We start from the raw sequence: 12,074 nt of genomic DNA, 5'->3' as shown, positions 1-12,074 counted from the left end.
TAACAATAACAGCAAGTTCAAGTCATTAATCTCGCTAAAAGAACATCGATAACAAAAATACTCAGTTATCGATGTTCTTTTTTTTGGCAATGCTGGGTTACTAGATCATCGCAGGCTAATCTAGCTTACATTTGCTAGATTATTATGATTTGATTCTTTGTTCGTAATATTTGGTTTTTTTCTATTTTGAGAATTGCTTTCATTTTTTGGTTTTACTTTTTGGCTCTTCTTTTCTTTACTATCACTTGACTGTTTATTCTCCTGTTCATTTCTCTTGTTATTAGATTTTTCTTTTTTCTTAGTACCATTTGTGTCACTACTTTGTTTTTTTCTTGGGATCTGTTGTGATTGCTTTGGCGAATGGCTCTTTGGCTTTTCTGACACTTTAGGACCACACGCTGCAAAACTAACTGTCGCTAAAATTCCTAAACATGCTAATAAAAATTTCTTCATATTGACCACTCCTATTATTTTTTTTGGTACACTTAGAGTGTATAAAAAAGAATAAATTAAACGATGCCTATTTGCTTAAACCATTAATAAGAAACGCTTACATTACTGTCACATTACTTTTTAAACATCCATAGATATGTTTAAATAATTAAGAATATTTCTATTTAGCACTTTGCAGAAGTAAACAAATTCATCTCTTTACAAAATATGAACTTTTTATGAAATTTTTTTGTTTTAAATAGTTTCGCTAAATTTAGTTTTTTTGCTATCCGAAATGATTCATTAGCTCTAAACTTTTATAAAGAAAATTAGGAGGTTATTGTATTGAACGCTAATCGATTAAATACTTCGTCTACACCGATCATCTTATTTTTTATCGGTGGATTAGGTACTCTGTTTTCTTTTTTCAATCTAGCTGATTTTCTAGTTTTTAATGTAGGAATATTGGAACCGTCGATGCCAATACATGTCTATAACTTTTATCATATCTTATCAGTATATGCTGCTAATCTTTTATTTTTTACAGCCAATCAAATATATTTGGTTCTAATTGTTCTTACAATCACGCTTCCAGTTGTTATGCTCTTAATAAATATTAAACAAAATAACTTGAAATCAGATTCAATATTTTTACTCCTATTAAATCTAGTTTTTTCACTTCCAATCATTTGTCTACTATTTTTTCTTTAAATGAATGGTCAATTTCCATTGACAAATGTGAGTGAGAAAGCTAATTCAAAATATACGTATAGTCAAATTGACATTATATATTCTGTAAAACTAACTATATCATTATAGAAAAAAGACCTACTCCGCAGAGTAGGCAATTAAAAAAAACAGTATGGTTAGGATTGTACAATTCCTTTGTTGTCTAAATTACGTATGTTATAATTAGTAAAGAGAGTATCGATATGCACGCTATAGACTTCCCCAAAAGTTTTAGCTATCGATACTCTCTTTTCATAATTACGCCTACAGTTAGTTTAAGGTTAACCTAATGATAATGCAAGCGTTTTGCTAGATTATGAAACATAAAACAGACCCACTCAGAAAAGTGGGCAAATGATAATATCCTAATCAATGGTTTCAAGGACACTTTTAAATTACTATGATTTTATTTATTGTTCAAGTCATATGCTTTTTTTATCGCTTGTTCTCTTATAATGGTTAGGTGCCGATTGAAGATTTGAGCGAGTTACTACAATCGATTAAAAAAACAAAAATTCCCTTTCTAACTAAGGACAGGACTTCTAGTATTTTTATTTTTTTGTTCTTTGCTTACTACGCTGATTACTTTTCTTCACTGCTTTTGCAGCAACAACGCTTGATAACAAACCGTCGCCCATTACTTTATTTGTAGCTTTTTTTGCAACTTTATATTTCACTGCCGATTTTAGAATACTCAATAGCACGCACCTCCTCTTATACATTCAAATAATATTATAGATTTAAGAATTTTATATGAAATTTGAGATAATTTAACCATAAGTTGTAAAATATTGTTATATTATTATTTGAGGTGATTTTTATTTTCTGGATTTTTATTCTATACTTTTTAAGTTTCACGATGTTATATAACCGGTTGGATAATTCATCAGAAAAAACTTGATGTTGATCAATCGAATTGGAGCATATTCATGATATGTTGTATCCTATTTTCGCTATTAGTACTAGGCGTTGCAATCATGGGTACTTGGATAATGCCTGCTCTTCCTTATATTTAACACTCTTCACACATTGACAATGACTATTCGGAAGTATTGTTTTTATTTATTGTTCAAGTCATGTGCTTTGGAATTTATAACAGATCTGCTCGTTCTATATAATGCGATAAATAAAGATTGAGGATCTGGACGAATTGCTACAATTGATAAAAAAACTCAGCCAAGAATGGTTGACTGAGTTTTTTACTATGTACCCTGTAGGACTCGAACCTACGACCGGACGGTTAATAACTCGCCATATGCTCTGCCTAACTGAGCTAAGGGTACAAATTATTGTCAAAAGGGTCGTCAGAACTATTATCTGGTAGATAGTTTATTTATTATGGTAACAATCTTCTTGTCACTATGACTTAAATATATATAATCGTAAATATAAATAATGAAATAGTTATAGCCAAATTGTATCGAACAATTTTTGTTATTGTCAATGTAACAGATTATTCCTTAATTTAACTTTACAAACAATTGCACATTCTTCAATCTTATTACATACCAATACTATTGAGAAGCAAACGGGATTTCATGTAGATGTAATAAAAAATGATTATTTATCAATCCTAGAGATATCGATTTAGTATAAGTTGTTGCTTATTCATTTTAGATTATTTTAATCAAATCAGATTCACTTAGACAAAATAACACCCGCTCATATAAGAGCGGGCAGTCTTAGGATAAAGAATCTTCTGAATGTGGATAATTAAACTTTACTATCATTTTAATTTAGGTTCAAATAATATGTTTTTTTATGTATACCACTCCGAAGAGTGGCACGTACGTTAATATGGGAATTATTTGGTCAGCTTCACATTACTAGAGTTTGACCCCGCATTCAAGTAATACGCTTTCCTTGCTGTTTAAAACACATGTGATAGAATCATAAAAAGAGTACCAATGCGCACGCTGAAAACTTCCCCAAGTTTTTAAAACTTTGTCCATTGGTACTCTTTTTTTAGAATGATTCCTATTCACACCTTATGGGTAACCAGTGATTATTGCAAGTACCTTGTCTTAATCTGAGAATTCTTAAACTTTGATCGAATCTTATTTTAAACAAAAAAATACCCGCTCGTAAAGAGCGGGCCACTAAAGGATTCAATCCGCATTAGTGAAGCTAAGTAAAGCTTACTACCATTTCAGGCTATGTTCAAATAATATGTTCTTTATGTACCCCGCTCCAATGAGCGGGATGTGAAAAAAGCAATGTTGTTAGGGTGATACAATAAGATTACTATCTTTTTATCTATTATTCAACTGATATAATCATTTTGCTGTCTAAAATACGTATGATATAATTATTAAAGAGAGTATCGATATGCACGCTATACACTTCCCCAAAAGTTTTTAGTTATTGATACTCTTTTTTATGATGGCGCCTACGGATATTTTAAGGCTGACCTAAAATTATTGCAAGCGTTTTGTTTTTATGTTTTTTCAGATTTTCCCATAAAAAAAGACCCACTCCGGAGAGTGGGCGGGTATTAAAAAACGAATTCTTAGTACTGAGGATAAATTAAGGTTACTATGATTTTATTTATTGTTCAAGTCATGTGCTTTTTTTATCAGAGAAAAACTCGCTATATTATCAATGGTTAGGTTTTGATTCGGAATATAAACGAGTTGCTACAATTAATTAAAGAACGTAAAAAAGACCTCAGCAAAAATTGATTGGCTGAGGTTTAAAATATATAGTATTTTATTTATCTGGCGTAAAAATTTGTATTAATAAGTACTCAAAAAAACCTAATTTATATGCGAAAAATAAAATGCTAAGACAATATATAGATCCAGTTAAAATATTAATCTTTTTTAACTGTAAAATTTCAGGACTAGAAATTTTTGATTCTAGCTCATCAATAACATTATCGTTAGTTAAATATAGTTTTGGATAATACTTGTTCATAATTTTAATCCTATTTTCAAATTTTGTGTACGTTTTAAATTCTCCGCTTACTAAATACATAAAAAAAAGATACACGGAAAATACAAAAGCAATTTTGTACGCTAATATACTATATGAAGAATCACTTTTATTAATAGCATCAATAAAAAATTTACTTAAAAATATCCCAATGATTGAAATTAAGTTATTCATTAAGGTTTTCTTTGACTCAGATATTTGGTTACTTATTTCTTTTGATAATTGAAATTGTTCTTTTATAATCTCTTTTTTTTCAGTTAAGAATTTTGTAACTTTATCATCAATAAATAAATCATACTCATTTATAATTTCATCGTATAGTCTATCCCAAAACAGCTTATCGTCTAAAATATAATTATCATCATCTAAAGAGCTATATAATAATGACTTTGCTATTCTCAATTTATCAATATATCTGCTCTTTTCTTTATATATAAAGTAAATTAACTTTGAAATTGACGTGTATATTCTTGTGTCTGAAATATTTATATTTTCATAAAGGATTTTATTATAGTTTGGTTTAAAAAAAATAAATGCCTCTCCGGTTTTCTCATCAAAAAAATTACTAAGCAATTTCAAGTGACACAACTTTTGAAGCACTTCAAATTTTTCGTTATTTTCATTATCCAGATTTACTTCAATTAAATTAGGAATATTAGCAATTGTATAATCCATATCCATTTGAGCTTTGATAAAATTTTTTACCTCATCATCAAGAAATTTCTCATTCTCAGTGTTATTAAAATTGAATAATGAAGATTTTAAACTTGTGTTTTCACTTAATTCAATTATTATTTTTGTTGTTAAATTTTTACAATCACTTAACTTTATATTTTGAACCAGTTGTTCCATTAATTCTTCAAAATTTGATTTGAAAACACATTTTATTTTCAATGAATTATTAAAAGGTAATTTATGTGTTTCTGTATATTTCATTTTTATTCTTATGTTATCAAATTCATTATTTTCATTCTGTACTCGCAATAATTCCTTACCCAACTGATCTTCACTAATAATTTTTGAATCAGAAGACATTTTTTCTATAAACAAGCTCATTGATGGTTTTATGGGAAAATTCTTATTTAATAATTCCCTCGACTCTAGAAGTTTTTTTACAGTTATATCACCTTCTAAAATCTCATTTATTATTAAACTACTATCTGAATTTCTTGTCACACTAATACTTTCATTTTTACTACCCTCATTCAAAAATTGAGATACTGAAAAAATATTTTGATCTATGCATTTTCCCCCCATCAAATTCACCTCACTTATTAAAAATTTTACTTACTTTTAACCTGTTTCTTGGGAATAGTAATTACTATATCACGGGTTTTAGACGTATCTACTTTCACTACATGATCATCAATTAAACCTTGCTCTATACTTAAATAGATACTTCTGTTCTCGCTGGAAAGAATATATTTCTTGCCATCTACTGGTTGTGAAATAAAATTAGAATAGGCGCTCGGATTGTTTTGTCTCATTAGTTTAAAAGTTTCTTCAGATAGAGAATTAATGTCATGACCTTCATTTTCTAGCTTTTCAGTATTTAATAATGGGAAAATTTCTGTGAAAATATTCTGTACAGACGTACTTTTCCTTTGCGACATTATAACTCCAATTCTTTTTTCTACTTTTTCATAATCTTCTTGCCCATCAGTATATCTTCTTGCTGTATGCTTTACAAATCGTTGAGCTAATCTTGACATAACTTCATCATCTGCTACTAATACACTATTCATCAAATTAATAAAGTAATTAGAAATTGTTTTATCTTGTTTGTCCAGTATTTTCAAATGAAAATTACTATCCAAATTGTTCACTTCATAATTTTCTAAAAATGATTTATAAATAAATGCACATTTTTGTAAGTGATTTCCTAAATCAGGCAACATGTTTTGATGTATAACAAAATCGTTATTGTTTACTTCAATACCATCATTTGTTTCCATTTTCATAATTGCTAATATTTCTTCGACTTCATCAGGTTCTGCATCTAGAAATCCTAGTTCTTTTTTTTTGAACTCGTAATTTAATATTACAAGTATAAACTTATTCTTAACCGAAAAATGCATATTAGATTTTAAAATATTGGCAATATTACGAGAGTTTTCTTCAAATTGTTCTTCGAAAAAACAACTACCGCAATATCTATAAATATCACTTTTTGAGTTGCGAAACCTTGCTACCTTTGAATTAATGTGTTCGACAGAATTAATAATATGTCCTCTAAAAAAATTATGTACCCCGTTTTTAAAATCTTTTAACAAAGCACTCTCTGTTTCTATTACTTCTAAATCTGGATCAATTTCAAAAATTTTTAAATATTTAATCAAAATAATTCCTCCTCATTTATATCTGCTAAACTAATTAAACCAAAAGAAAGCCCTAAAAACAACAGCTTTCGGGCTTCATAGCAGATATAATCATTGAGGATTATTAAATAACTATAACATATAGGGAACGTAAGTTCAATATAAAACGTTTATGATATTAAAACGATATTTTATGATTTACATACCATTGAATTTGTAACAAAACTGTTATATAAAATCCTATGTACAGCTCCCCCTTGTTGAGGAGCAATTTTTATCGCTTATGAATCGTCAAAACGTACTCTGGAAAACGAATGTCGACTGTTTGTCCATTGATCGTATTTCCGTTAGGATCATTCGTTCGTCGTAACATCGGAAAAACTCTTTTCCCTGCAAATTTACGAATATCCATTGTGCCATCCAAACCAAATCGTAGACCACTAGATAATCCATATGCTGCATTCACATCATCTCTGATAATGCCCGCTGACCGACAACGACCAATTTCGACATTCGGATTGTCTGCATCCATCCAGAAGACATATCCTTGATTTAAATGAGCTGCACCGTTGATTGGCACTAACCAAGCACCAATTCGAAAAATACCAAGAGATAGCTCATTAAACACTTCTAGCTTACCTACATAATTACCAACGGTTTTTGGTGGGCTTGCTAAAATAATTTGATCATGTGTCTGTGGCGTCGCTTGAATACTACCACTTCCGCTTGTGTTGTAGCCAAGCACATTCATCACCGCACGGATTGCCTGATCCATATTCTGATCTAATCGTCGCATGTCATTTGCATTATCGATAAAGCACCATTCGATCAATAATACATTGACGCCCGGATTAGTGTTACGGTGTACGAAGAACGTTGTGGTAGGCTTTGCTCCACGATTCGGAATTCCCAACGTATCCGCAATCACTTTTGATACAGCTGCCGCTAAAATACGCATCTGTTCGTTACCAGCCCAATAAAAAACCTCAACACCAGTTGCCTGACCATTAAAGGCATTCAAGTGACTCGTGATTGCTACGCCTGATCCCGCCACATTCATAACCGTGACTTGGTTCTGCAAGTTTTGGTTAACAGTTGCGCCAACGTTATCTGTAGAATCGCGCACACTTGCAATTGCTTGCATCTTTTGGGTGATTGTTCGTACAACATCTGCTTCACGTCGCCCGTTTCCTACTGCACCTGGATCCATCCAGTTGGAGCCATTTTTTCTTCCTCCGTGTCCGGCACCGTTTGATCTGATCGTCATTTTACTTCACCTCTTCCTACGTAATACCAGTCCAGCATCTGTTGATCCGGATCATCTGTTTTGGGTCGTTGCTTCTGCTCAAAATCAAATGCTTCCATTTTGCCAGTTTCTGTAAATTCAGCTGCCACGGTCACGGTCGTTCCTTCGATATTGTTAAGAGTGTGTGCGGCATCCTCGATCGTGTTCTCGTCATTTTGAAACTCCGGTTTGACTACTTTGTTGTAGTCTTCTAAAAATTTTTCTTTGTTTCTCATCGTATTTACCTCCTAAATATTTAATAGAAAAAGATCAGCCTTTCGACTGATCCTGTTCTTTATAAATTAAGTTTTCTGTACCTTCTTGGCCATCACCATAATCCGGTGGATCAACGTCTGGTTTAACCATGCTGTTTCCTAAATCAAATAATCCGCCAGCGGCTAATCCTGATACAGCCCCAGCCCATGCGTAGATTGCTAAATCTTGTGGTGCTAGGGTCATTGCATAAAGCACCCCTAACAAAATACCCGCAATCACATTGATCACGGGTAAGAGTTTGTACTCCTTCATTTGTGTTTTAATTAACCCTGTGACACCAACGACTAGTGGTGTAATAATACTTGAAGCAGCTAAGATTTCTGTCATGTTATTTTCTCCCCTTTCCAATTTGCTTAAAAATAGATCTGATTTGTTCTTCAATAATTGAAAGCCGATTGCCATAGTCAATCTGACTTTTTTCTACGCGGATGATCGTCTTTTCTAACTTTCCTAACGTGTGATCAAGTTTCGTGAACATCGCATAAAATTTCGCCACACCCACCATTAATGATCCACCGAGTGTAAGAATCGCGATCCACTCCCCGATTGTAATTCCCTCCATAAGTAACCTCCTTTATATCAAACTTCTCGAATTTCCCGTAAAACAGCCTTTAATCCTTCAGAACTCACATTCCCACCATGTCCCCAAATTGAATTAGAAGAATAATCCACTTGAATTCTCTTATTGATCCAGTTACTACTAGAATTTAATACTTGACTCACATGTAAACCTGCTCGTTTAGGTAAAAATTGTGTCGTAAAATCATAATTCCATGCTGAACCGTTAGCGTAAGGTGCCCAGATCAGTAATAGTCCTGAATTAAGATCCTCGAATTTTTTAGAAAGTCTTATGATGTGACTCGTATTCATAGTCAATATTCCTGTCCAAAGGGGAAGACTTTCAATGAGCGAATCATTATAATTTGTTGTGTTCTTTGTAATAATGGCAGTAGTTCCTGAAGTTGTATAACTACACAACGGGAATGTAACTACCCTATCCCCTGCTAAAGTATTTCCATTAATTAAATGGTTAACTGCCTCTAAACGAACCTGATTATTTGTCCAAGAGTAATTCTCACTATCTGCTGGAAAATCATCAGTTGGAATTACCGATTCATTTAAATCAATCGTTAAACAAACATACCCACTTGAATTTGCTGGAAGAGTAATACTTTGTGCTTCTTTCACATATACCATTCTACCTTGTATAATCGCACTACCACTGGCAACTCTTACATCCAAACCACTGGAAGATAATTCTAATCCTTGTTCATAACCAGAAATCACATAACTTCTTTTTCTTGCTAAAGCATGGTACATTTTCGCATCATTTTCAGCACTGATTTTTATATTGTCAAATTGATATCCATCTACATTTCCAGCCATCAGTCCACCTCTTTAAATGTCAGTTCAGGTAATCCCATCTCAACCAAAACTTCTTTTACTTGTTCACGTATGATCTTTGGAACATCTTCAATTTTTTTCTTTTCTTTTATGATTAACGTTGCATATACAATGACCATTGTCTTATACTCCTTTTTTAAAATAAAAAAGACAATCCTACATCTCAGCCTGTTGAGATAAGATCGCTTTGACTTCTTTCTGGATTTTTTTAGGTACATCTTCAATTTTTTTTAACCCCTTGTTAATTAATTCAATATATATTTTTATCAAGTTATCCTCCTCCTAGAATCAATTCATATACTTCTGTTAAAGCTAACTGAGTTTCTGTTAGTTGCTCTTCTTGTCTTTTTACATTTTTTTCTAAATGTTTATAAAGTACTTGAAGATTATCAACCTGCTCACTAAGCACACTATTCTCTAACTCTTGCCAGCGATTTTCTGTTGGAACAAAAAACTGGTTGGCTATTTCAATTTCCTCTATCGGTGGAACATCAGTAAAAGGGACCTGAATTGGGAAATCATCTGAGACTTCTAGCTCTTTTCCACCAGTACGTCCATACTGCCAAATTTTTTTCATTTCATACCTCCTCAACCTTACTATTGTTTGTGGGTGCAGGTGCAAAAACTAATGCATGACCTCGAACTGCTAGTCTCTTCACTAATGTTGTTGGCGAATCAATAAAACGGACAATCGGTTTACGAGCATCATCAAAATTGTTTGATACAGTAATATGATAAGAACCAAATCCGCCGTCTGTGTAGTCTGGTAAACAGGAGCCACCAATCCAAATGTATCCGCCAAAAATATTCGGAACATCAGGATAAGTGAAGCCCGGATGACCATCATTTCCAACGCGAATTGTACTTCCTCTTGCCCAACCAATTGAATTCGAAAATTCTAATGTCTCCCACGCAAGCCACACACAGCCACCTAAATACACCGCACCATGATTTTTATATTTATCAGTCGCTACTGCTTTCGCGTACTCAACACCTATATTTACACCATTAGACTGTAAACCGCTTAAAAAGTTTTTAAATCCTGGGACCTGCTGTGGCTCATTTAGACTAACTGTTTGTAAGATTTTAGAATCCAAGTACTCTTCGGTGATATCCCAGCTATAATCATTTGGGTTACTACTATCTTTCAAACCTTCGCCAAAATATTTATATTCCAAAATATTCGGAGTGGCTATATCACCTTTTTCTATTTTTAATGATTCAATCGTTACTTGCCCCATTGTTGCTTGAGGGAATTGGTAAATTTGTAATGTGCTAGGAGAAACACTCCCATTCAAATTTACTTCTGAAGGAGTGAATGTCAGTCGCCAAGTATCTGCTAAACCTTCTACTATTTCCATGTCCCCAATATTAGAGGTACTATTCGGACCAGTCGTGTATACCCTAAATGATTGTGTACCTAGCTTGGTTCCTTTCAAAGTTAATGTATACGTTTGATTAGCAATAAATGGTTCAATCATTTCAGCAGAATATACTAAATATTGTCGACTACTTATCGGGAAAGCTTGTTCTTTATTTGCTAGATTTTCGTTCAATGGAACCTTGGAAATGTGATACGGTTCAACAAGTAGATTGGGTTGATAAGGCGTAGCAACCGATCCTTCTTCTATCTTTATGTTTCGAAGAGAGATTTTACCCTTAATTCGACTTGATGCTGTAACATCTTGTAAGACTACATACCACTGTTGAGGCAGTGTAGTCGCATAAGTGGCTATTTGCGTACCACTAATCGTGTGCCAGATATTAGTAGCTGTCGGGAGAGGTCTAACTGTAGATAACATAATATTTCCACCTGGTACGTAGGTATTAGTTAATCGAATATTAGAGGCATCTCCCTCTAAACCTTCATGTAACATAATCTCAGCGCTAATTGTGTATCTCTTTCCGTTTTTAAGAGCGGGTAAACGCATGCTTGTATTAAATTTAGTTAGTTGTGCAGATCCATCTAACGTGAAAATGATCTCGCCATCTGGTCCATCTTCAACCGTAGCTCCATTTCCCGATGTAAAATGAGCAGCTGTAATCTTTGGTAGCAAATTGGCATTCCCTGAGTAGTCGTAATTACCGAAATCAATACTGTTTGAGTACATCCGTTTTAGATTACCTAGCTCGTTGATTTGTTTGCTTGTCTCGTTGACTTTTTCATTTAAATTTAAAACTTGTTCGTTTAACTCTTTAACTACGTTCTCAATACCCTTATACTCTTGTTCCTTTTCTTCAATAAATAATCGGAAACGATTATCAAAATCCTTTAGTTTTTCATCTAGCAAAGACACATAAAGCGTTGCTTGACCTTGACTGATATCGGCATCATTTTCAACTTTTATTCGAAAGCTCTGTGTTGCATAACATTCTCCGTTTTCTCTCGTCACACGAAAGAACGCTTCCTTGAACTCACCTTGGACACTAAAATTTTCACGACTAAATTTATAGCTGATTTCACCTTCAGTAGGATCTAAAATTGTGGGCACGCCAGTTGTGAATGTGCCATTTGCATTTGTTCCATAAAAAACTATTGTACATCCATTGAGATTTATTGTTGATCCGTCTGGATCTAATAATTTAAAGGGATAATTTATAAATCGATTATCCCCAACTCGACCAATAATGGACTTTGAGAGCTTTCGTCCGTTACCGCCTAATTTAAGTTCAATAGGCTCCATTACTCCACTACC

The 12,074-nt window shown here is 32.9% G+C and carries 13 protein-coding genes and 1 tRNA gene; all 14 read right to left on the bottom strand.

The window, feature by feature from the left end:
- Positions 1-120: 120 nt before the first annotated feature.
- Positions 121-453, bottom strand: a complete 333-nt coding sequence (locus I2F89_RS08325; protein ID WP_023520188.1) for a hypothetical protein — start codon at positions 451-453, stop codon at positions 121-123.
- A gap of 1,259 nt (positions 454-1,712) precedes the next feature.
- On the bottom strand, positions 1,713-1,859 hold the full coding sequence (locus I2F89_RS08320; protein WP_195514180.1) for a hypothetical protein: 147 nt from the start codon (positions 1,857-1,859) through the stop codon (positions 1,713-1,715).
- Between the two features lie 507 nt (positions 1,860-2,366).
- Positions 2,367-2,444: transfer RNA gene (locus I2F89_RS08315), tRNA-Asn, on the bottom strand.
- Between the two features lie 1,426 nt (positions 2,445-3,870).
- A complete protein-coding gene (locus tag I2F89_RS08310; RefSeq protein ID WP_195514179.1) occupies positions 3,871-5,352 on the bottom strand; it encodes a hypothetical protein in 1,482 nt (493 codons plus the stop codon).
- A gap of 26 nt (positions 5,353-5,378) precedes the next feature.
- Positions 5,379-6,434, bottom strand: coding sequence for a hypothetical protein (locus tag I2F89_RS08305; RefSeq protein ID WP_195514178.1), 1,056 nt, complete (start codon positions 6,432-6,434; stop codon positions 5,379-5,381).
- Positions 6,435-6,687: 253 nt separating this feature from the next.
- Complete coding sequence (locus I2F89_RS08300; RefSeq protein ID WP_195514177.1) at positions 6,688-7,680, bottom strand: N-acetylmuramoyl-L-alanine amidase; 993 nt, start codon at positions 7,678-7,680, stop codon at positions 6,688-6,690.
- On the bottom strand, positions 7,677-7,934 hold the full coding sequence (locus I2F89_RS08295) for a hypothetical protein (RefSeq protein ID WP_096081701.1): 258 nt from the start codon (positions 7,932-7,934) through the stop codon (positions 7,677-7,679). Before I2F89_RS08295 ends, I2F89_RS08300 begins: the two co-directional genes overlap by 4 nt.
- Before the next feature lie 34 nt (positions 7,935-7,968).
- A complete protein-coding gene (locus tag I2F89_RS08290) occupies positions 7,969-8,301 on the bottom strand; it encodes a holin (protein ID WP_195514176.1) in 333 nt (110 codons plus the stop codon).
- 1 nt (position 8,302) lies between these two features.
- Positions 8,303-8,536 carry a hypothetical protein gene (locus I2F89_RS08285; RefSeq protein WP_062804778.1) on the bottom strand — a complete coding sequence of 78 codons (234 nt, stop codon included), beginning with the start codon at positions 8,534-8,536 and terminating at the stop codon, positions 8,303-8,305.
- Between the two features lie 17 nt (positions 8,537-8,553).
- Positions 8,554-9,360, bottom strand: a complete 807-nt coding sequence (locus I2F89_RS08280; RefSeq protein ID WP_010734001.1) for a hypothetical protein — start codon at positions 9,358-9,360, stop codon at positions 8,554-8,556.
- The gene (locus I2F89_RS08275; RefSeq protein WP_010734000.1) at positions 9,360-9,497 is read right to left on the bottom strand and encodes a CD1375 family protein; all 138 of its coding nucleotides are present in this window, start codon (positions 9,495-9,497) and stop codon (positions 9,360-9,362) included. Before I2F89_RS08275 ends, I2F89_RS08280 begins: the two co-directional genes overlap by 1 nt.
- Positions 9,498-9,534: 37 nt before the next feature.
- The gene (locus tag I2F89_RS15635) at positions 9,535-9,648 is read right to left on the bottom strand and encodes a CD1375 family protein (RefSeq protein ID WP_264082979.1); all 114 of its coding nucleotides are present in this window, start codon (positions 9,646-9,648) and stop codon (positions 9,535-9,537) included.
- Between the two features lies 1 nt (position 9,649).
- Positions 9,650-9,955 (bottom strand): hypothetical protein, encoded by a 306-nt coding sequence (locus I2F89_RS08270; protein WP_010733999.1) that lies wholly within the window; start codon positions 9,953-9,955, stop codon positions 9,650-9,652.
- A gap of 1 nt (position 9,956) precedes the next feature.
- Positions 9,957-12,062 (bottom strand): BppU family phage baseplate upper protein, encoded by a 2,106-nt coding sequence (locus I2F89_RS08265; protein WP_096081704.1) that lies wholly within the window; start codon positions 12,060-12,062, stop codon positions 9,957-9,959.
- Positions 12,063-12,074 lie beyond the last annotated feature (12 nt).

The organism is Enterococcus sp. 1001283B150225_161107_E12 (assembly GCF_015556925.1).
Lineage (GTDB): Bacteria > Bacillota > Bacilli > Lactobacillales > Enterococcaceae > Enterococcus_B > Enterococcus_B mundtii.
The sequence above is the reverse complement of the archived record's forward strand: the minus strand, read 5'-3'. Positions and strand labels throughout refer to the sequence as shown.

Bases quoted from the DNA above. Each gene is read 5' to 3' on its own strand.
- I2F89_RS08285 (WP_062804778.1), bottom strand. From the start codon at position 8,536: ATGGAGGGAATTACAATCGGGGAGTGGATCGCGATTCTTACACTCGGT.
- I2F89_RS08300 (WP_195514177.1), bottom strand. From the start codon at position 7,680: ATGACGATCAGATCAAACGGTGCCGGACACGGAGGAAGAAAAAATGGC.
- I2F89_RS08275 (WP_010734000.1), bottom strand. From the start codon at position 9,497: ATGGTCATTGTATATGCAACGTTAATCATAAAAGAAAAGAAAAAAATT.
- I2F89_RS08310 (WP_195514179.1), bottom strand. From the start codon at position 5,352: ATGGGGGGAAAATGCATAGATCAAAATATTTTTTCAGTATCTCAATTT.
- I2F89_RS08265 (WP_096081704.1), bottom strand. From the start codon at position 12,062: ATGGAGCCTATTGAACTTAAATTAGGCGGTAACGGACGAAAGCTCTCA.
- I2F89_RS08295 (WP_096081701.1), bottom strand. From the start codon at position 7,934: ATGAGAAACAAAGAAAAATTTTTAGAAGACTACAACAAAGTAGTCAAA.
- I2F89_RS08270 (WP_010733999.1), bottom strand. From the start codon at position 9,955: ATGAAAAAAATTTGGCAGTATGGACGTACTGGTGGAAAAGAGCTAGAA.
- I2F89_RS08280 (WP_010734001.1), bottom strand. From the start codon at position 9,360: ATGGCTGGAAATGTAGATGGATATCAATTTGACAATATAAAAATCAGT.
- I2F89_RS08325 (WP_023520188.1), bottom strand. From the start codon at position 453: ATGAAGAAATTTTTATTAGCATGTTTAGGAATTTTAGCGACAGTTAGT.
- I2F89_RS08290 (WP_195514176.1), bottom strand. From the start codon at position 8,301: ATGACAGAAATCTTAGCTGCTTCAAGTATTATTACACCACTAGTCGTT.